General features: G+C 46.4%; 19 protein-coding genes and 2 tRNA genes. 12 read left to right on the forward strand and 9 right to left on the reverse strand.

Annotated features, from left to right (window positions below; genetic code table 11):
- The first annotated feature begins 18 nt into the window (after nucleotides 1–18).
- The 3 genes from ICN12_RS01675 (at nucleotide 19) to ppx (ending at nucleotide 2,681) form a co-directional block, all read left to right on the forward strand.
- Entirely contained in the window at nucleotides 19–735 is a 717-nt protein-coding gene (locus ICN12_RS01675) for an MgtC/SapB family protein (protein ID WP_216270350.1), read from the forward strand.
- Nucleotides 736–795: 60 nt separating this feature from the next.
- Nucleotides 796–1,008 carry a GDCCVxC domain-containing (seleno)protein gene (locus tag ICN12_RS10950; protein ID WP_370624922.1) on the forward strand — a complete coding sequence of 71 codons (213 nt, stop codon included), beginning with the start codon at nucleotides 796–798 and terminating at the stop codon, nucleotides 1,006–1,008.
- Between the two features lie 110 nt (nucleotides 1,009–1,118).
- Nucleotides 1,119–2,681 (forward strand): exopolyphosphatase, encoded by a 1,563-nt coding sequence (gene ppx / locus ICN12_RS01680; RefSeq protein ID WP_255537636.1) that lies wholly within the window; start codon nucleotides 1,119–1,121, stop codon nucleotides 2,679–2,681.
- Nucleotides 2,682–2,684: 3 nt separating this feature from the next.
- Here the strand turns inward: ppx and ICN12_RS01685 are convergent, their stop codons facing one another.
- Genes ICN12_RS01685 through ICN12_RS01700 form a run of 4 tightly spaced genes read right to left on the reverse strand, consistent with a single transcriptional unit; the run spans nucleotide 2,685 to nucleotide 5,913 of the window.
- On the reverse strand, nucleotides 2,685–3,623 hold the full coding sequence (locus ICN12_RS01685; RefSeq protein ID WP_216862113.1) for a GNAT family N-acetyltransferase: 939 nt from the start codon (nucleotides 3,621–3,623) through the stop codon (nucleotides 2,685–2,687).
- A 41-nt stretch (nucleotides 3,624–3,664) separates the two neighbouring features.
- Nucleotides 3,665–4,069, reverse strand: a complete 405-nt coding sequence (locus ICN12_RS01690; protein ID WP_216270351.1) for a diacylglycerol kinase — start codon at nucleotides 4,067–4,069, stop codon at nucleotides 3,665–3,667.
- 9 nt (nucleotides 4,070–4,078) lie between these two features.
- Complete coding sequence (locus ICN12_RS01695; protein ID WP_216270352.1) at nucleotides 4,079–5,107, reverse strand: glycosyltransferase family 4 protein; 1,029 nt, start codon at nucleotides 5,105–5,107, stop codon at nucleotides 4,079–4,081.
- On the reverse strand, nucleotides 5,104–5,913 hold the full coding sequence (locus tag ICN12_RS01700) for a UDP-2,3-diacylglucosamine diphosphatase (RefSeq protein ID WP_518518914.1): 810 nt from the start codon (nucleotides 5,911–5,913) through the stop codon (nucleotides 5,104–5,106). The genes ICN12_RS01695 and ICN12_RS01700 overlap by 4 nt, the downstream gene beginning before the upstream one ends.
- An 85-nt stretch (nucleotides 5,914–5,998) precedes the next feature.
- Here ICN12_RS01700 and ICN12_RS01705 point away from each other — a divergent pair, with 85 nt between their 5' ends.
- The 5 genes from ICN12_RS01705 to ICN12_RS01725 all read left to right on the forward strand — a co-directional run bounded on the left by ICN12_RS01705 (nucleotide 5,999) and on the right by ICN12_RS01725 (nucleotide 9,715).
- On the forward strand, nucleotides 5,999–6,775 hold the full coding sequence (locus ICN12_RS01705) for a lysophospholipid acyltransferase family protein (RefSeq protein WP_216270353.1): 777 nt from the start codon (nucleotides 5,999–6,001) through the stop codon (nucleotides 6,773–6,775).
- Between the two features lie 65 nt (nucleotides 6,776–6,840).
- Complete coding sequence (gene ppk2, locus ICN12_RS01710; RefSeq protein WP_216270354.1) at nucleotides 6,841–7,746, forward strand: polyphosphate kinase 2; 906 nt, start codon at nucleotides 6,841–6,843, stop codon at nucleotides 7,744–7,746.
- Nucleotides 7,747–7,794: 48 nt separating this feature from the next.
- Nucleotides 7,795–8,622, forward strand: a complete 828-nt coding sequence (locus ICN12_RS01715; RefSeq protein ID WP_216270355.1) for a CYTH domain-containing protein — start codon at nucleotides 7,795–7,797, stop codon at nucleotides 8,620–8,622.
- Complete coding sequence (locus tag ICN12_RS01720) at nucleotides 8,619–9,191, forward strand: chromate transporter (protein WP_216270356.1); 573 nt, start codon at nucleotides 8,619–8,621, stop codon at nucleotides 9,189–9,191. Before ICN12_RS01715 ends, ICN12_RS01720 begins: the two co-directional genes overlap by 4 nt.
- A complete protein-coding gene (locus tag ICN12_RS01725; protein WP_216270357.1) occupies nucleotides 9,188–9,715 on the forward strand; it encodes a chromate transporter in 528 nt (175 codons plus the stop codon). The genes ICN12_RS01720 and ICN12_RS01725 overlap by 4 nt, the downstream gene beginning before the upstream one ends.
- A gap of 8 nt (nucleotides 9,716–9,723) precedes the next feature.
- Here the strand turns inward: ICN12_RS01725 and ICN12_RS01730 are convergent, their stop codons facing one another.
- Entirely contained in the window at nucleotides 9,724–11,805 is a 2,082-nt protein-coding gene (locus tag ICN12_RS01730; protein ID WP_216270358.1) for a TonB-dependent receptor, read from the reverse strand.
- An 89-nt stretch (nucleotides 11,806–11,894) separates the two neighbouring features.
- The gene (locus ICN12_RS01735; RefSeq protein WP_216270359.1) at nucleotides 11,895–12,260 is read right to left on the reverse strand and encodes a hypothetical protein; all 366 of its coding nucleotides are present in this window, start codon (nucleotides 12,258–12,260) and stop codon (nucleotides 11,895–11,897) included.
- Between the two features lie 60 nt (nucleotides 12,261–12,320).
- On the opposite strand from ICN12_RS01735, the gene ICN12_RS01740 reads away from it, so the two are divergent.
- From ICN12_RS01740 to ppc, 3 genes are all read left to right on the forward strand, one after another.
- A tRNA-Pro gene (locus tag ICN12_RS01740) sits at nucleotides 12,321–12,397 on the forward strand.
- A gap of 39 nt (nucleotides 12,398–12,436) precedes the next feature.
- Nucleotides 12,437–12,513: transfer RNA gene (locus ICN12_RS01745), tRNA-Arg, on the forward strand.
- A gap of 137 nt (nucleotides 12,514–12,650) precedes the next feature.
- A complete protein-coding gene (gene ppc, locus ICN12_RS01750) occupies nucleotides 12,651–15,437 on the forward strand; it encodes a phosphoenolpyruvate carboxylase (protein ID WP_255537637.1) in 2,787 nt (928 codons plus the stop codon).
- Between the two features lie 16 nt (nucleotides 15,438–15,453).
- Here ppc and tal read toward each other — a convergent pair whose 3' ends face one another.
- The gene (gene tal, locus ICN12_RS01755; protein WP_216270360.1) at nucleotides 15,454–16,416 is read right to left on the reverse strand and encodes a transaldolase; all 963 of its coding nucleotides are present in this window, start codon (nucleotides 16,414–16,416) and stop codon (nucleotides 15,454–15,456) included.
- A 128-nt stretch (nucleotides 16,417–16,544) separates the two neighbouring features.
- Here tal and rpiA point away from each other — a divergent pair, with 128 nt between their 5' ends.
- On the forward strand, nucleotides 16,545–17,255 hold the full coding sequence (gene rpiA, locus ICN12_RS01760) for a ribose-5-phosphate isomerase RpiA (RefSeq protein ID WP_216270361.1): 711 nt from the start codon (nucleotides 16,545–16,547) through the stop codon (nucleotides 17,253–17,255).
- A 221-nt stretch (nucleotides 17,256–17,476) separates the two neighbouring features.
- Here the strand turns inward: rpiA and ICN12_RS01765 are convergent, their stop codons facing one another.
- The gene (locus ICN12_RS01765) at nucleotides 17,477–17,749 is read right to left on the reverse strand and encodes an oxidative damage protection protein (RefSeq protein WP_046330271.1); all 273 of its coding nucleotides are present in this window, start codon (nucleotides 17,747–17,749) and stop codon (nucleotides 17,477–17,479) included.
- A gap of 55 nt (nucleotides 17,750–17,804) precedes the next feature.
- On the reverse strand, nucleotides 17,805–19,169 hold the full coding sequence (gene argA, locus ICN12_RS01770) for an amino-acid N-acetyltransferase (RefSeq protein WP_216270362.1): 1,365 nt from the start codon (nucleotides 19,167–19,169) through the stop codon (nucleotides 17,805–17,807).
- Between the last annotated feature and the right edge of the window lie 21 nt (nucleotides 19,170–19,190).

The raw sequence follows: 19,190 nt of genomic DNA on the forward strand, positions 1-19,190 counted from the left end.
ATTGAGTATGATCACTAGATGGAGTCTTTAAACAACATCAATTTCATCTCTTTGGCAGATACTGCCATTAGTCTTTGCACGGCTTTTATTCTCGGTGGCCTGATAGGGCTTGAGCGCCAGTATCGTCAAAGAACTGCGGGACTGCGCACCAATATTTTGGTTGCAGTTGGCGCAGCCATTTTCGTAGATGCAGCCAATCGATTGGTTGGGCATGAAGGCGCTGTCCATGTGATGGCTTATGTAGTTTCTGGTATTGGCTTTTTGGGCGCTGGTGTCATCATGCGCGAAGAGGGGAATATTCGCGGTATCAATACTGCAGCGACGCTTTGGGGTTCGGCTGCAGTTGGGGTGTGCGCTGGTGCAGATCTGATTTTAGAGGCCTTGCTCGCAACCTTATTTGTTCTCGCAGCCAATACGCTCTTGCGACCCGTGGTGAGTTTAATTAATAAACAACCCTTGGATACGGGCTCCGTCGAGGTGACTAATTCTATTTACATCATCACTCCAAAGCATTCTCAAAAAATCGCCTTAAAGCAGTTCATTGACACTTTAGAGCGGGCTGGATATCAAACTCAAGATGTTGAGGTTCATCAGTTCGGGGCGGATGATGTGGAGATTCAGGCGGTATTGACGGCATCTGCTGTTGAGGGGGAAGAAATGGATGTTTTGATTGCCCAATTGGCGGCTATGGACTTTGTCAATCAAGCATTCTGGAGCCCCAGTACAACGGATTAGTGCTATCGAATCTATTGTTACTGTCTTCATTTTGAAATATTTACAGTTCAATATTTGGCTGTGAATACCATTTCTAAAAACCAGCATTCCGTCATTACTTGCCCCAACTGTCAGGGTCATGAAATTCTAGAGATTCCCCAGGGATCTTCTCAGCACTTATACCGCTGCCCATCGTGCAGCACTATTTTGAAGCCAAAGTCAGGTGACTGCTGCATCTTCTGTAGTTTTGGCAGTCTTGATTGCTCCAGCTCAGAGCAAAATTTGGCCGCCTAGACCAGTCTCGATAGGGTTAGCTAGTAGACTAGCTGTTCTTTTCACGAATGTGTCATGATAATTTCATAAAATAGACATATTCATTTAAGCGCAGCCCTATTGGAACCATCTTGGCTTTATATAAAGACGTCTCTGGAAAAAATGCATCTGACTTAGTCGCCGCTGTCGACTTGGGCTCGAATAGTTTTCGGATGTTGGTAGCTCAAGTTGTTCATACGCCCTCTGGTACTCAGCTCCGTCCTATTGATACCTTAAGGGAATCTGTTCGGCTTGCAGCAGGCTTAACAGACAACAAATTACTAGGTAATGACGCCTATCAGCGTGGCATTACCGCGATACGCCGCTTTGGTGAGCGGATCCGAGGTTTTGACCCATCTAAAGTTCGTGCGGTTGCTACCAATACCCTTCGGGTCGCAAAAAATGCCTCCAACTTTATTCGTGATGCTGAGGAGGCCTTAGGTTTCCCCATTGAAATCATTGCAGGCGTTGAAGAGGCTCGCTTAATTTATATTGGCGCCGCCCATGAGGTCCCGGCAGTCCAGGGCAATCGCTTGGTGGTGGATATTGGCGGAGGCTCCACTGAGCTCATTATCGGCAGGGGCTATGAGCCTAAGCTGATGGAGAGTCTGTACATTGGTTGCGTTTCTCATAGTTTGCGTTTCTTCCCTAAAGGGAATATTGATTCTCATGCCTTTAAAGAAGCTGAGCTAGCTGCGCGCCGTGAGATCCAAGTGATTTCTGGGGCGTATTTGAAGTCCGGCTGGAAGCAGGTGATTGGTTCTTCCGGAACTGCTCGCGCCTTGGCTGAACTCATTGCAGAAAACAACTTTAATGGCCAGGTGGATAGCCTCACTATGGGGCGAGTCAATGGCTCTAGCGGTTTGATCACTCGCGATGGCCTAAGAGCCATGAAGAGGCATCTGCTGAATTATGAGCACATCAGTCAGGTAGAGTTGAATGGTCTAAAAGATGATCGACGCTCAGTCTGGCCTGGTGGACTTGCGATCATGATTGCCGTGTTTGATGAGCTTGGTATTGAGAGTATGGAGGTGACTGATGCTGCCTTACGCATCGGCGTTCTATATGATCTATTGGGGCGCTCTCAGCATGACGATATGCGTTTTGTGACGGTCGAGCAATTTATGCAACGCTATGCTGTAGATCGAGAGCAGGCTAAGCGCGTTGGTAATTTAGCTGCTGAATTCTTGGCTCAACTACCTAAGCCGGATTCCGAGAGCAGGGCAGACAATATTGCCTTGCTGCAATGGTCTGCTAATTTGCATGAAATTGGTTTATCAATCTCACATAATGGATATCACAAGCATTCAGCCTATATTGCAGGTAATGCCGATATGCCAGGGTTCTCTAAGAATGATCAGGCCAGATTAGCTGCTTTATTGATTGGTCATGCTGGAAAATTAGGTAAGCTGGCTAATAACGCTAGCTTCGCCGATTGGCGTATGTTGTTCTGTTTACGTCTGGCCCAAGTACTTTGCCGTGGCCGAAGTGATGGTAATCTGCCTAAGGTGAAAGTCTCAGAGCATGATGGCTCTTATTTAGTGAGTCTTTCAAGAGAGTGGGCTAAAGAACATCCCCTCACAGAATTTAGCTTACAAAAAGAAGCGGCCGAGTGGGAGCGTATCGGCCGTCCTTACAGCATTAGCTTAAAGTAAATCCTACAAGCCTAAGAAGTGCTTAGCGTAGCGTGGATTGATTTCTGACAAACGCAACATAGTGAGCACATCAGCGGTATTAAAGTCTGGATCCCAGGCTGGAGCGCTACAAATCTTCGCACCTAACTTCAGGTAGCCCTTGATCAATGGCGGTGGCTCCACTTGTAAGCCGCCGTTGAGGCGATCTAGAGGCAAGGGCAGACGTGGGAAGGCATGATTCTCTACCGGCGCCATTTGATCATTGCTAAGTGAGTTGTAGAGGCTTGCAGCGAAGTGACCGCCATCGGCCATTGGAATGCTGGCGCAACCGAGCATGATTTCATAATTGTGCTTTTGCATGTATTGAGCAAGACCACTCCATAAGGCCATGATGACTGCGCCAGAGCGGTAGTCTGCGTGAACACAGGATCTGCCAAGCTCCACCATTTTTGGGCGCAAATGGTTCAAGCGTGATAAATCAAATTCGGAATCAGAATACAAACGACCAATTTCTAAAGCCTTATGTGGAGGCAGCACGCGGTATGTGCCAACTACCTTGAGGGATTCTTGGTCACGAATCAGTAAATGATCGCAATAGGCATCAAAATCATCAATATCTAGGTTTTCTGCATTCTTAGGCAGATTGGCGCCCATTTCTTCCGCAAATACCTTGTAGCGTAGGCGCTGAGCTTCCTTAATCTCGCTGGCGTTGCTGGCCCAAGTAATTTGGAAGGCAGGGCGTTTTGGCTTAGCAATTTTCTTTTCAAGAACTATAGCCTCTTGAATATCCGGTTCAGCACGAGCCCGAGTGGCAAACTTCTTACCAAAAAGCTTCTTGGCTATTTTCTTGGAGAATAATTTTTTAATGGCTTCTGTTTTGCTCTTCTTGGCTTTCTTTGGCTTACTTTCAAAGCGAGAATTGAAGATATCAAATGCACCTAGTGGGTTTGGAATATCCGACATAGTTTTCCTTAATGAGATTCTCTAATGGTAGAAGTGCTGTATTACCAATTCATGACAAGTGGTGTACATATAGTGATCCAAAGTAGTGCTGCTATGAGTAGGGATAGCATTACAGCAGCAGAACCAAAGTCTTTTGCTCGTTTTGACAGGTCATGGTGATCAAAGGAGATGCGATCAATCGCCGCCTCCACACTTGAATTGAGCAATTCAACAACCAAAACCATGATCAAGGAGGCAATTAGGGCGCATTTTTCTATGGGGGCGATGGGAAGAAAAAATGCTACCGGCGTCAGTACGGTCAGCAGGGTGAGCTCTTGTCTAAAGGCGCTTTCTTCTTCGAATGCATACACAATCCCACACCACGAGTTCTTGGCTGCATGCCAAGCTCTGGTGAGTCCCCGATTGCCTTTATGGGGGTTTTGATTGATGTTGTACGGAGTGGTCAAAATGCGGCCTTAAGCGAGGGCGGTAACATGAACTTCAGTTGATGGAACAGGCTTGAGGTGATTGGCAAATTGCTCTGAGGCGGCTCTCCAGGAGAACTTTTCAGCATGCGCTCTTGCAACCTCTCGAGGAATCTTAAGCGCTTGTAGACAGGCTTCCCGCAAGTCCTCGTTCATGGCACCTGCAGGTGAATTACCTAGGACGTCAATTGGTCCTGTAACGGGATAAGCAGCAACAGGTGTACCGCATGCCATAGCTTCTAATAGAACCAGACCAAAGGTATCTGTTTTGCTTGGGAAGACAAACACATCAGCTGCGGCATACACCTTGGCTAACTCCTGTTGTTGAAGAACGCCAAGATAATTAATGTCAGGATATTTTTCTTTGATGCTTGCCATGGCGGGACCATCGCCTACAACCCATTTAGATCCTGGTAGATCAATTTCTAAAAAGGCGTTGATGTTCTTTTCAACCGCTACTCGACCCACATAGAGGAAGATCGGATGCGCAGTATTGAGCGTTTTTGAATCTTGCATTTTGAAGATATCAAGATCTACACCTCTAGACCACAACACCACATTATTAAGACCGTACTCTTCTAAATCATCTTTAACCACAATGGTTGGCGCCATTACCGCCATGGATGGCCCATGGAACCAGCGAATAAAAGCATAAGTAATGGCAAGTGGAGTGCCGGTACGTGCTTTGACGTACTCAGGAAAGCGTGTGTGATAAGCCGTAGAGAGGGGGAGGTTGTTTTTGACTGCATAAGAACGGGCCGATAAACCTAATGGACCTTCTGTAGCGATATGCATCGCATCCGGTGCGAATGCTTTTATTTTGCGGGCTACTTCTTTGCCAGGAAATAAAGAGAGGGCAATATCAGGATAAGTAGGGCATGGAATGGATCTAAAGCCATTGGGAGTAATCATTTCCACTTCATGGCCCATGGCAATCAGTTCGGCACGCGTTTGCTTTAGCGTTCTCACAACGCCGTTCACTTGTGGATCCCATGCATCAGTGATGATCATAATTTTCATACGGTAGCCTCTTTAATAAGTGCTTCAACAGCGGGTTGGAGGGTAATTGCAGGAGCTTGCGCTGGATCACCTTGGATCTTGGTCCAGTAAATAATTTTGAGTTCGCCTTCAACTGTCTCAACTAAGGCAGATAGGCTTTCAACCCAATCACCATCATTGCAATAGAGCAGACCATCGATTTCGCGGATCTCGGCTTTATGAATATGGCCACACACGACACCATCGCAATCACGCAAGCGTGCTTCCCTGGCCATAATGTGTTCAAAGTCAGCGATGTAACTCACTGCATTTTTAACTTGATGTTTGAGGTATTGAGAAAGAGACCAATACTGCAGGCCCATCCTGACCCGCAACATATTGAAATAGCGGTTGATATATAAGATGAAGGAGTACAGAGTGTCACCAACGTACGCTAGCCATTTGGCGTATTGCATCACACCATCAAATAGATCGCCATGGGTAACCCAAAGCTTGCGACCATCTAGAGTGGTGTGGATAACCTCTTCTTGAACCTTAATATCACCAAAGGACATGCCAAAATACTGTCGGGCGGCTTCGTCATGATTGCCGGGAATATAAATGACCTCGGCACCTTTACGTGCCTTACGTAATAATTTTTGAACTACGTCATTGTGGGCTTGAGGCCAATAAAAAGATTGTTTCAGTCGCCAGCCATCGATAATGTCGCCAACCAAATAAAACTGATCAGCCTCATTGTGTTTCAAGAAATCGAGGAGGTAGTTTGCCTGACACCCTGATGTTCCTAGGTGTACATCTGAAATCCAGATAGCTCTGTAATGCATCATGAGTAAGCATTAAGCCCAATCAATATGTAAGCCATGTGACGCTTTTAAGTCAATTTGATGACTTGATTTATATTGATGCTTGTTTATGAAAAACCTTTCTCCAAACTCTCAGTCAATCGAGACGCCAAAACCAGTGCGTCTTTGGATATGGACCCAAATCTGGGTTCATGTGCTTTGTGGCGTCTGTACACTTTCTTTTATCTTTCCCTTCCTTAATCGCAGAAGCAAAGACGAAAAAATACAGGAGTGGTCTAAACGCCTTCTGAAAATATTTCATATTGAGCTGGTGGTACAGGGTGCTGCCTTACTTGAAAATACGCCGCACTTGATCGCCTCAAACCATATCTCGTGGATCGATATTCACGTGATCAATGCATTTAGGCCTGTCCGTTTTGTTGCGAAATCTGAGGTGGAGGGGTGGCCCATATTTGGCTGGATGGCCAAGCAACTGGGCACCGTATTTATCCGCAGAGACAGCTCGCGGCATGCAAGGCAAGTCGTAGGTCAGATGGCAGAGGTATTGAAAACAGAATCCATCTGCATATTTCCGGAGGGAACCTCCACTATCGGCGATGCTGTTTTACCGTTTAAACCCAATCTCTTTGAATCGGCCATCGAAGCCCAAGCTCCCGTTTTTCCGCTCGCCGTTCAATATCTCTCAAAAACGACGGGGGTGAGGAGTTTGTCCGCGGCCTTTATTGGGGACATGGGTTTATTAGAGTCGATGTCCAGCATCATCAAGAATCGATCTTTAGTGGCTCAAATTACTGTTTTACCCTCATATTCCAGCCGTGATCAGGCGCCTGTTGATCGTAAGCAGTTGGCAAATTACTGCCAGGAATCCATCGCTAAAACCCTTTAAACAGCATTTGTAATAAAAGTGTCATATCCTTGGGATACAAAGTTAGTAACGCACCAGAGGAAGAAATGACGTCAAAACATAAAGAGATGGCTGAGTGGTACAAGCGCGCTCAAGAAGAAATCTTAGATAGCATGGACGAAGAGCTCGAAATGGAGCTCGATGATGATCGTCTATCTCAGGACGGCGGGAGTGGATCCGTTATCCCTCGCCAAGTCTATTTCAAAGAGCTTTTCCGCTTGCAGGGAGAGTTGGTTAAGCTGCAAGATTGGGTCGTCGAGAACAAGCTCAAGGTTGCCGTTCTGTTTGAAGGTCGAGACTCCGCAGGTAAGGGTGGTGCAATTAAACGTATAACCCAACGGCTTAATCCCCGCGTATGTAAGGTAGTTGCCTTAACGGCCCCAAGTGAGCGAGAGAAGACCCAATGGTATTTTCAAAGATATATCTCCCAGCTACCGGCTGGAGGTGAGATTGTCTTGTTTGATCGAAGTTGGTACAACCGCGCCGGTGTCGAGAGGGTGATGGGTTTTTGTACCGATGCGGAGTACGAAGAGTTTCTGCGAACAGTGCCAGACCTCGAGCGCATGATGATCAATTCAGGAATTATTCTGATTAAGTACTGGTTCTCTATTTCCGATGATGAGCAGTACAACCGCTTCATGATGCGTATTCATGATCCACTAAAGCAATGGAAGTTGAGCCCAATGGACTTAGATGCGCGTCGTCATTGGGAGGCTTACACCAAAGCAAAAGAGACCATGCTGGAGCGCACGAACATTCCTGAGGCCCCTTGGTGGGTTGTGGCTGCCAATGATAAGAAAAAAGCACGCTTAAATTGCATTACGCACTTTCTTGATCAAATTCCGTATAAAGAAATCAACCACCCAGAAATTACCTTGCCGGCCCGCGTCCATAATCCAGATTATTTGCGTGGTCCAGTACCCCGGGAAATGTACGTACCCGAGGTCTACTAGGCATTTGCAGAAAGTGTTAATCTCTTAATCATATTAAGGGGTTAACACATGAAGCTACACGAATCGATCACTAACCGGGAGTTCAAACTCCTGATCAAGCCTAATGGCTTGGACCGACGTCGCAAAATCACGGAATTGAGCGACCAAATTCTGCAGTTCTGCAAAAAGAGCAAAGTTGATTTTTTCCATCTTGATAATGCGACTACTGGCCTTCGCAATATTTACTTTTACGACACGCCGGGTGAAGACTTTCGTCGCAATAATATTATTTTGCGAGTTCGCGAATCCCGTCAAAATGTTTGGGTAGATGATTGGTGTGAGGTCACTCTCAAATGCCGAGCTCATGATCTAGTCGAGTCCTCTAATTTCGACCCTAGCCCCAATAAAAAACTGAAGTCACGACTGCGCTTAAAAGAGGAAATATTGCGAGGTGATGTTGTAGGGACAAAGCGATCAATCTATTCAAACAATGCTATTTTGGATGCCGTGCCTTTGGATGATTTATTTGATAGAACATTGGGTAGTGCTACTAAATTCTTTCCTGGCCTAGTCCATTTGCCAATTAATAAAAAATTACCACTTCGGATTGTTGGGGGAAGTACCAATAAAATTTTAGAGGCCTGCTTGCCAATTGGTAATTTGGTATTTGGTGATGGAGTGCAAGCGCATTGCGACATCGCCATTTGGATGAAGAGCGTAGGAGAGCCTATTGTTGGAGAGTTGGCATTTTCTTATCGTGTCAACGATGAAAATCGCGCTCAGGCAAAAGCGCATAAGCGTGCTGATAAATTCTTTAAAAAGCTTCAAATTGAGTTGGCTGACTGGCTGGAAATTGGCAGCACTAAAACGGCCTTGATTTATGGAAAGCCAGAGTGAGTCTAGATGTGAATCATCCGGCATCGACTACTGAAGCTTCAAAGCTTGGGGATATATTCGTTCAGTTTCTGATGATTGGCGCCATCAGCTTTGGTGGTGGAATTATTGCCTACGAGCGCATTCTTTTGGTAGAAAAGCGCAAGTGGCTTTCTCCGGATGAATTCATGGCTTATTTAGCCATTAGCCAAACCATGCCAGGGCTCAATTCAGTCAATATGGCTGTCTTAGCTGGGGATCATTTGCGTGGCGTCTTAGGTGCTATTACCGCCACACTTGGTTTAATTTTGCCGGGTGGGTTATTCGTACTGGGTATGGGGGTGCTCTACGCTGGCGCCTCTGACCATCCTCTAGCTAATTTGATTTTGATGGGCATTGCAGCTGCAGCAAGTGGCTTGCTAGCTGCGATTACTTATCGAATTGGTGAGGCCAATTGGCGTCATCTCAAATCGCTCCTCATTATTATTGCCACCTTCTTGCTGATGAGCGTTGCTAAATTATCTTTACCGCTGGTTCTCCTCATCATGGCGCCTATGGCTATCTATCTTTATCGACCAGGTAAGGGCGCATGAGTCTTTTAATCAATCTAGCCCTAAGTTTTTCTTTACTATCGCTTTTGGCGGTAGGGGGAGGCACTGCAGTCTTACCAGAAATGCAGTCACTGCTATCCCATCAGTTTGGGATAGATCACACCCAATTTGTTCATATCTATAGTTTTGGTCAGTTAGCACCAGGACCCAATATGTTGATGGTCTTGGTGATTGGCTACCAAGTAGCTGGCCTTCTGGGCGCCGGGATAGTTTTGTTTTCTTTCTTTTTGCCATCTAGCATTCTGTGCTTTTACATCGGCAGGTTATGGAATCGGTTTGGTGAGAGCCCTTGGCGACGTGCAATTCAAAATGCCTTAGAACCCATTTCGATTGGCCTAATGGCTTCGGGAGTTTATGCCGTTGGTAAGGCATCCATCGTAGATGGAATTACTGCGACACTTGCTTTAGTAAGCCTTTACCTCATCCTCAGAACCAAAATTAACCCAGTATGGGTTATTTTGGGCTCTGGAGGATTTGGCGCACTGCTCATGACTTATCTGAAATAGCCCAGGGTTTAGAACGTACCTCTTAAGCCTACCATCAAGCTTCTACCGGGTTGTGGTGCAAAGAGTCTTACAGCCATTGGTGTAGTGGCATACCGAATTTGCTCATTGAGTAAATTCTTGAGGTTCATATACACAGTCCAGTTCACATCCTTAATTTTCTCTGTGTAAGAGATTCCAGCATTTAATAAGTTGTAACTCGGTGCAGGTCCAATTTCCCAATTGGCTAATCGGTTTTGCTGGTAGCTGTAGATATAAGTGGCGTTGGTAAGCCAGCCATTCTGTTGATGCGCAATTTCTGCACCCAAACGTGGAGCGGGTTGCAAAGGGAGATTGCCGCCCGCATCAAAAGTGCCTTGCGAGGCATCGCCAAACACACGTCCGCCAAGGCCATGTTCTCGCCAGTTATAAGTTAATTCACCTTCCACGCCTTTAATCGTTGCCGCTGCTTGTTGTGCTACCACTACCGAGAAGTCACCAGCATTGGGAACGGATTGCCCAGTGTAGTAACCATAGATGTAGTTGTTGAATCGATTGGCATACACACTTGCTTTAGCTCTCATCAAGCCACTCGTTTTCTGTATATTAAATTCAAGGTTATGAGAAGTCTCTTTATCGAGATTGGGGTTGCCAATATCAAATGTGGCAGTAGATTCATGCGCACCATAGGAATAGAGTTCTTGTGCACTAGGCGCACGCTGTGAAACTGTATAGGCAAGACCAGCACCATGCCCTTGCATAAAGTTCCATAAACCACCGGCTGAATAGGACATTAAATTAAAGTTGCGGTTTTGTAAGGTAATGGCGGGCGTATCACCACCAGTATTTACAGGTTCGGGTACCAGCTCGGTTCCTAAATTTGGTTTTTGCGCAACGTTGTTATAACGCAGACCTAAATTACCTTGCAGAGAATTCCATTTGCCTTCCTCAATCCAGAACAAGGCATTGGAGTTGGTCTTGGTTGGCGGAACGATGGCGTAGCTACCGGTGCCTACTTCAGTGGCGTTCAGTGATGCAGCTGATACTTGTGCTCCAAAGGTGCCTTTCCAGCCAGCCAAGGGGTTATGGGCAAGTTCAAAGCGCGCTTCATTGGCAATGTTCTTCCACAAAGATGCTGCTTCACCAGCGTTATTAAATTCGGTATGGTTGTAATTGGAATTGGCTGCGCTAAATTTGAATGATGAAAAGCCCGAAAATGGATCACGTGTTTGGTGCTGCAGGTCATAGCGATTCTGCGACTGATTAATTGACCCACCTTCAGGTGTTGGAATGCCGTAGTTATTATTTAAACGCTCTACAGAAACGCCGGTATAGCCGTTCTGCCCAACATAAGAAACACCAACACCTAAATTATTCTGATTGCTAAATGAATTCGGAAGTTTTCCTGAATATGGAACGCTTAATGGTTCACCTGGATTGATTGCCCACTCTTGATTTGGCCCGCCTTGATTGGCATAGCCTGGAATTCGGTAGTCATTAGCGTTATTGATAGCAGTATCCACGTGGACTGCTACCGAACCAAATGCCCCGTCCACTTCAACTGCTCCAGCTCTGCCATTGTTAACGGTCTCATAACTGGTATTGAGTGCTCCTGTTGGTCTATCAGGTAAGTTCGTCAAGATGCGATCGTTGACCACGTTAACGAGTCCACCACTTGAGCCTGAGCCATAGAGAAGGGCAGCTGCACCACGAAGAATTTCTACTTGATGCGTGTTTTGCATATTGTTGCCAACAGCATGGTCTTGCGAGATATTGGATACGTCACCAACAGATAAACCATTCTGCAAAATTTGTACACGAGAACCCTCAAGGCCCCGAATAACTGGCCGAGATGAGCCGGCACCATAGCCGGTGGCTGATACGCCCAACTCATTAGCAAGTGTTGCACCGAGTGTTGTGCCTAACTTATTGAGGAGTTCATCACCCTGCAAAATCTTGGTTGGAGTCAAAATGCTTTGAGTTGCCTCTTGCGATCCAGTTGAAGTGATTTCGAGAGAGGGTTGAGATTGCGCAAAGGTGGTAGTACTAATTAATCCTGAAACCAGGACGTAGATTAGCTTTTGCTTAGCCAATGGCTGATTGATTTGATACATGGCATTTCCTTCATTCCTGATGCATGCCACTGCTTGAGTGGCGCAATAAATCAAATAGCCAAACAGTTCAGTTTGACAGGTGGAGCGATTTATAGAATGAAGCTAGGTGGGGCTCTTGATTGGTATAGCCCAATATGAATTCGGGTCAGTGAAGCATCGGCTGATACCAATTGCACTTCACGAAAAAAGTTGATGCCAATGAAATGATTGGGAGTTGAGGCAATGAAGCCAGCAAGCGTAAGCGCATCTAATAAGTGGCAACCTGCGGAGCTGTGCCCAAGAGTAGGCGCCTGATCCGCGCAACTAAGTTCAATGGATGGAGAGTGAATTCCTGAGTGGGCAATGCCGTGAGCAAAGCCGATCCAATGGGTACCTAATAAGCTGACCAGCAGAAAGCCAAGGGCAATAGCACCCGTAAATTGCTTTCTAAATTTGCTTAAAAATAAGGCTTCCATGCCCCAAATACTACAGTATTTGCCCTTGTAGGCCATCTCAGTGTAGAATATCGATTCCGTCGGAGTGTAGCGCAGCCTGGTAGCGCACCTGCTTTGGGAGCAGGGGGTCCAAGGTTCGAATCCTTGTACTCCGACCACTTTCTCATTTGTTTTAAGTATTTCAGTCCCAGTACTCACTGCCTATAGCTCAGCTGGATAGAGCAACGCCCTTCTAAGGCGTAGGTCGCACGTTCGAATCGTGCTGGGCAGACCAAAATTTCATATTACTTTATATAAACCTTAGCTGTTCTATTGCGCTCAGTTGACTCGATTATGGTCGACCTTGTCTTGCGTAAGAGTGAGCTTGCTATAGTGCTACCTAGTATCTTGATATTGATCATTGGAGCTTTTTTGAAAAATACTGAACTACCGTTAATTGATGACATTCGCCTCTTAGGAAAGATTTTGGGCGACATCGTTCGCGAGCAAGAGGGCGATTCTGTCTATGCATTGGTAGAGCAGATCAGGAAATTATCAGTGGCCTTTCATCGTGATGCAAATCAGAAGGCCAATCACGAACTGAGCAAACTGCTTAAGGGGCTTAGTAGTGAAATCGCCGTAAAAGTGCTTCGTGCTTTTACTTACTTCAGTCATTTGGCCAATTTAGCCGAGGATAGACATCACATTCGCCGCCGCGTAGCTTATGAGCGCATTGGCAGTTATCAAGATGGCAGCATTCCGATGGCCATGAAAAAGCTTCATGCTGCTGGCGTGACAAGCAAGATGATCTCTAAGACATTGGAAGAAAGCTTGATCTCGCCAGTGCTCACCGCGCATCCAACTGAAGTGCAAAGAACTAGTATTTTGGAGGCCGAACGTGATATTGCTAATTTATTAACTGCCCGCGATCAGATTAAAGAATCTTCTAAAGCAAATAACCCGCAAAAAGATGCTTTGCTCAATAAAGAGCTAAAGGCCAATGAAGAGCAAATTCGTGCACGTGTACTTCAACTCTGGCATACCCGTTTATTACGCTTTACTAAGCTCACGGTTGCTGATGAGATTGAGAATGCGCTGACGTATTACGAGACTACTTTTTTGAGAGAGATTCCCAAGATTTACGCGCAATTGGAGGATTCTCTTTCTGGAAATGCTGTAGCCAGTTTCCTAAAGATGGGTCAGTGGATTGGCGGTGATCGCGACGGCAACCCCAATGTCAGCGCTAAGACGCTTAAGTATGCTGTTTCAAGACAGGCAGAAATGGTGCTGCGCCACTACTTAACTGAAGTGCATTACTTAGGTAGAGATCTATCGGTATCCGCATTGCTCCTAACATTTCCGAAGAAGATGCAAGCGCTTGCAGCTAGCTCGCCCGATACTAATGAACATCGCCAGGATGAACCCTATCGAAGGGCGCTTACTGGCATGTATTCAAGATTGGCAGCTACTTTAAAGGCGCTTACTGGTACAGATGCAGCGCGACATGCGGTTGCCCCACAAAATCCCTATATCAGCGCGCAAGAATTTTTATCTGATCTCAAGACAATTGAAGCTTCACTCATTTCTCAAGGTGCTAAGGCGCTAGCAGATCGCCGGCTACGTGGCTTGATCAGAGCGGTGGAGGTATTTGGCTTTCATTTAGCTACTGTGGATTTGCGCCAAAGTTCTGATATGCATGAAGCTGTTTTGGCTGAGTTGCTAGGTATAGCATCGATTCAAAAAGATTATTCGAGTCTTTCTGAAGAGCAAAAGCGTGCGCTCTTGTTATCTCTATTAAAAGATCCAAGACCTCTTCGGGTTGTGGGGCATCAATACTCTGATTTTGCCCTTTCCGAAATCGCCATTTTTGAAATGGCTAAAAAAATGCGAGAGCTCTTTGGTAAAGATGTCATCCGCCATTACATCATCAGTCACACCGAAACTGTCAGTGATTTGTTAGAAGTTCTACTGCTTCAAAAAGAAGTGGGCTTAATGCATGAAACTTTAGGCAAGAAGTCCTCGGCCGACTTAATTGTTGTTCCATTATTCGAGACGATTGATGATTTACGCAATGCCGCGCCAATCATGCAAGATTTTTATGCATTGCCAGGGATTCTGGGTTTAGTAAAACGATCTGGCGCTGAGCAAGACATTATGTTGGGCTACTCCGACTCCAATAAGGATGGCGGTATTGTTACTAGCAATTGGGAGTTATATTGCGCGGAGCTTGCCTTGGTTCAGGTGTTTGAGCCTTTAGAGCAAAAGCATGGGGTGAAACTCCGGTTATTTCACGGTAGGGGTGGCACAGTAGGTCGTGGGGGTGGTCCAAGTTATGAGGCAATCCTGGCACAGCCTCCAGGCACGGTACGCGGACAAATTCGTTTAACCGAGCAGGGCGAAGTGATTGGGTCAAAGTACGCCAACCCTGAGATTGGCAGACGCAATCTAGAGACCCTAGTAGCCGCTACACTAGAAGCCACTTTATTAAAGCCAACCAAACAAGCCAGCAAAGCTTTTTTGGATGCTGCCGCGCAAATTTCTCAAGCCAGCATGGATGCTTATCGTGGTCTTGTATATGAGACCCCGGGATTTGCAGAATATTTCTTTGATGCGACACCTATTCGGGAGATAGCAAAACTCAATATTGGCTCTCGTCCCGCAAGTCGCAAAGCCAGCCAGAAAATCGAAGACTTAAGAGCGATTCCATGGGGATTTAGCTGGGGTCAGTGCCGCCTAACACTTCCGGGTTGGTTTGGCTTTGGTTCTGCCGTAGAGGATTTCTTGAATCACCCTAAGGCTAAAGATAAAAAAGCGGCACTCGCTTTGTTACAAAAGATGTATAAGGATTGGCCATTTTTTAGGACCTTGCTATCCAATATGGATATGGCTCTAGCCAAGAGTGATTTAGCATTAGCCTCTCGTTATAGCGAATTGGTTTCTGATACTAAGCTTCGCAAGAAGATTTTTAATTCCATTGAAGCTGAGTGGAATAAAACAGTAGATGCCCTGAACTTGCTTACTGGAGAAAAGGTGCGTCTGGCTAAGAATCCATCTCTAGCCAGATCGATACGCAATCGTTTTCCTTATATCGACCCACTGCATCATTTGCAGGTCGAGTTGGTGAGGCGCTATCGAGCAGGTAAGCATGACGATAGGGTGCAAAGAGGTATCCATATTGCGATTAATGGAATTGCGGCCGGACTCAGAAATACTGGATAAATTAGCCTGCTGGGGCTTACTTACTTAAGAGCGCCTCTAGCTTTTCCGTGTCAATGCAGAAATTACGAATTCCCTCGGCTAACTTTTCAGTGGCCATCGCATCATTGTTCAATTGCAGTCTGAAATTCGATTCATCTAGTTTGAGTGGGATGATATGTTCGAAGGCAATGGCACTTGCCGCATTGCTGGCATTCAATTTTTTCTCAATCACGGCAGTGCTCAATTGCAATTCACCTAAGAGTTCTGGGCTGATCGTCAGCAGATCGCATCCTGCCAGCTCTAATATTTGGCTGGTGTTACGGAAGCTGGCACCCATGATTTCAGTGGTGATGCCAAAGTGTTTGTAGTAGTGGAAGATGCGCTTTACTGAAGTGACGCCAGGATCGTTTCCCCCGCCATTGACGGTATCGCTCCAGTTGGCTCCCAGCTTGGCCTTATACCAATCAGTAATACGTCCCACGAATGGGGAGATTAACTTCGCATTCACTGCGCCACATGCGGCGGCTTGCACTAATGAGAAGAGCAAAGTCATATTGCAATGAATACCTTCTGCTTCTAGCGCCTTCGCCGCCTGAATACCTTCCCAAGTACCAGCCAATTTGATTAAGACGCGCTTGCGATCAATGCCGTGAGATTCATAAAGAGAGATGAGGTGTTTGGCCTTATGAATGGTTGCCTGAGTATCGAAGGAGAGGCGGGCATCCACTTCAGTCGAAACCCTTCCTGGGACGATCTTCAAAATCTCCAGCCCAAAGGCAACCAGAATGTAGTCCACCAAATCGACTGGTTTCATACCAGGGTGCGCGGTCTTAACCCGATTAAGTAAGTCCTGGTAGTTGGCTTGCTGAGCAGCTTTAAGGATCAAGGAAGGGTTGGTAGTGGCATCCTGAGGCTGGTATTCCTGCATTCGCTCAAAGTCGCCCGTATCAGCCACGACGGTGGTGAATTGCTTGAGTTGGCTCAGTGCGGTAGCGTTCATAAGGTTCTTTAGGGCTCTTTAAGGTTCTTTAAGGCTCTTGTTTGATTAATGTGGAATTACATTGAATATCATATGATAGATGCATCAATAACACCGATCCAGTACAGATAAGGGCATCAGGCAAGATCATGAATCAAGATCAACTTAAGCAATTAGTGGGAGAAGCGGCGCGCGACGAGGTTCTTCAATTGCCTGCTGGGCAAATTTTGGGGGTTGGAACAGGTTCAACTGCCAATTGTTTTATTGACGCTCTAGCACCCCATAAAGGACATTTCTCTGGAACGGTATCGAGCTCAAATGCCACCACTGAACGCCTGCTAAAGCATGGTTTTAAGGTCTTGGACCCCAACGACGTTGGTATTTTGCCTGCTTATGTTGATGGTGCCGATGAAATCGACCCTGCCGGACATATGATTAAAGGTGGTGGCGGGGCCTTGACTCGGGAAAAGATTATTGCCTCGATGGCCAAGCAATTTATCTGTATCTGTGATTCCTCTAAACAGGTTCCTGTATTGGGTAACTTCGCATTGCCTGTGGAGATTATTCCCTTGTCTAAAGGCATTGTGACTCAGGAACTATTAAAGCTTGGTGGCACAGTCACCCTCAGAATGGCAAAAGACACGCGCGCTGATTTGGGCCAGACCCCAAGCCAGCCCTTTGTGACGGATAACGGCGGATGGATTTTGGATGTCGCTGGTTTGCAAATTACCAATCCACTAGCGCTCGAAGCTCAAATCAACCAAATCGCTGGCGTGATTACGGTTGGCCTATTTGCTAAAGAGAAGGCTGACATTCTGCTGGTTAGCAATGCATCGGGCGTGAGCAGGGTTAGCTTCTAATTAAAAAACCCGACGGGGCAGCAAGCTGATCCATCGGGTTTGTTTGCCATGATGATCATGGCGGAGGCAAAAGGAAGAGATTGAGTTCCTAGTGCCCAATAAGCATATAGATATGCTTACGTATAGTGGCTTTCGCCAATGTAGTTAGCCACAAGAGCTGACTAACTACAACTTCATCCTATTCCCCTCAATTTCAGCCGTCAAGGGGTGGGTGAAAATATTTATTCTGCGGGTGGAACGTAGCCCTGCGCCATATCTGCACCGCCTTCAAAGAAGTATTTTTCAACTTGCTTGAGGAGGTATTGACGAGCACGAGGATCGGCCATGTTGAGACGATTCTCATTAATTAGCATCGTTTGGTGTTTCAACCAAGCGGCCCATGCCTCCTTGGAGACCTGATTCCAAACCTTCTTGCCGAGTTCTCCCGGAAGGGGAGCGAAGTCCATTCCTTCAGCTTCTTTATTGAGTTTGATACATTGAACCATGCGTGCCATCTGTAATACCTTTCAAATACTGTTTTACTAAATAAGTAATATAAAAAAAGAATGCTTAAAGATCTTTGGTGAGAACCATCGACTTGCGATCCCAGTTATAGATCTGCTTTCTTTCTTCCGGAAGATCTTCTACGGAAGCACGTTTAAAGCCGCGCTTCAAAAACCAATGTTCTGTTCTTGTGGTCAAGACGAAAAGCTTCTTAATACCTTCCCGTTTTGCCCGCATCTCAACGCGCTTCAGTAAACGCTCTCCATCGCCTGAGCCCTGGACATCGGGGTCAACTGCTAGGCAAGCAAGCTCGCCAACGCCATTAGGAAATGGGAAGAGGGCTGCGCAACCAAAGAGAACGCGGTCATGCTCAATCACGGAGAAGCGCTGAATATCACGCTCGATCACGTCTTGACCGCGTGCGGCCAAGATACCTTCTTCTTCCAGCGGGCTAGTCAACTGCAAAATACCGCCCACGTCATCTTGGTTGGCTTCACGCAGATTTTCAATATCAGATGAAGCTAGCATCATGCCAATGCCATCATGGGTGAAGAGTTCTTCCAAAAGGGCGCCATCTTGATTGCAGGGTAAGAAGTGCACACGACTAACACCAGCGCGAATTGCTCTGCCAGAAATATTGAGTAAGCTTTTCATGCCTAAATCCAGTTCTGGATGTTGGGCTACATATTCGTGAAGCTGTGGCATCGAGAGTTCGGTGATGAAATCACCTTCCTCATCCTTTAGGCCAGCATAGGGACTTAAGAAAATGAGCTTATCCGCTTTAAGTGCAGCAGCAGTAGAGGCGGCTACATCTTCAAAGGCTAGGTTAAACGCCTGACCAGTAGGGGAGAATCCCAAGGGTGAGAGCAACACAATCTTATTGCTATCAAGCGAGAGCTTGATGGAGGTGGAGTCCACCTTGCGTACTAGACCAGTATGGATGTAATCAATGCCTTCAACTACGCCCACTGGCATCGCGGTAATAAAGTTACCTGAGATCACAGAGATGCGCGATCCAGCCATTGGGGTATTGGGAAGGCCGCGACTAAACGCAGCCTCAATATCCAGACGCAGTTCACCAGCAGCCTCTTTGACGCACTCTAAAGCAGCGGCATCGGTGATCCGGTAGCTATGCATTGCGCTCTGGCCAAATTGGCTCTTGATATTGCGAAGCGTCAGTTGCTCTTCAATCTGAGGGCGGATGCCATGAACCAAGACAATCCGCATCCCCATAGCATGGAGCATGGCGATATCTTCAATCAGGTTCTCAAGGCCAATTTCCTGGGCAAGTTCACCAGCAAAAGCAATGACAAAGGTCTTTTCGCGGAAGCTATGAATATAGGGCGCAACATCACGCAGCCATCCTACAAAAGGAAAGTTGGAGCTAGATTCTTCGGCGTTTGAGCCAGGGTTTGGTGCATTTGTTGGCATAGTGAGAAAATTATAGGGTGC

It is taken from the genome of Polynucleobacter sp. AM-25C3, from assembly GCF_018882335.1.
In the GTDB taxonomy this organism is placed as follows: Bacteria; Pseudomonadota; Gammaproteobacteria; order Burkholderiales; family Burkholderiaceae; genus Polynucleobacter.

Bases quoted from the DNA above. Each gene is read 5' to 3' on its own strand.
- ICN12_RS01675 (WP_216270350.1), top strand. From the start codon at position 19: ATGGAGTCTTTAAACAACATCAATTTCATCTCTTTGGCAGATACTGCC.
- ICN12_RS01685 (WP_216862113.1), bottom strand. From the start codon at position 3,623: ATGTCGGATATTCCAAACCCACTAGGTGCATTTGATATCTTCAATTCT.
- ICN12_RS01695 (WP_216270352.1), bottom strand. From the start codon at position 5,107: ATGAAAATTATGATCATCACTGATGCATGGGATCCACAAGTGAACGGC.
- ICN12_RS01700 (WP_518518914.1), bottom strand. From the start codon at position 5,913: ATGATGCATTACAGAGCTATCTGGATTTCAGATGTACACCTAGGAACA.
- ICN12_RS01705 (WP_216270353.1), top strand. From the start codon at position 5,999: ATGAAAAACCTTTCTCCAAACTCTCAGTCAATCGAGACGCCAAAACCA.
- ppk2 (WP_216270354.1), top strand. From the start codon at position 6,841: ATGACGTCAAAACATAAAGAGATGGCTGAGTGGTACAAGCGCGCTCAA.
- ICN12_RS01715 (WP_216270355.1), top strand. From the start codon at position 7,795: ATGAAGCTACACGAATCGATCACTAACCGGGAGTTCAAACTCCTGATC.
- ICN12_RS01725 (WP_216270357.1), top strand. From the start codon at position 9,188: ATGAGTCTTTTAATCAATCTAGCCCTAAGTTTTTCTTTACTATCGCTT.
- ICN12_RS01730 (WP_216270358.1), bottom strand. From the start codon at position 11,805: ATGTATCAAATCAATCAGCCATTGGCTAAGCAAAAGCTAATCTACGTC.
- ICN12_RS01735 (WP_216270359.1), bottom strand. From the start codon at position 12,260: ATGGAAGCCTTATTTTTAAGCAAATTTAGAAAGCAATTTACGGGTGCT.
- tal (WP_216270360.1), bottom strand. From the start codon at position 16,416: ATGAACGCTACCGCACTGAGCCAACTCAAGCAATTCACCACCGTCGTG.
- rpiA (WP_216270361.1), top strand. From the start codon at position 16,545: ATGAATCAAGATCAACTTAAGCAATTAGTGGGAGAAGCGGCGCGCGAC.
- ICN12_RS01765 (WP_046330271.1), bottom strand. From the start codon at position 17,749: ATGGCACGCATGGTTCAATGTATCAAACTCAATAAAGAAGCTGAAGGA.
- argA (WP_216270362.1), bottom strand. From the start codon at position 19,169: ATGCCAACAAATGCACCAAACCCTGGCTCAAACGCCGAAGAATCTAGC.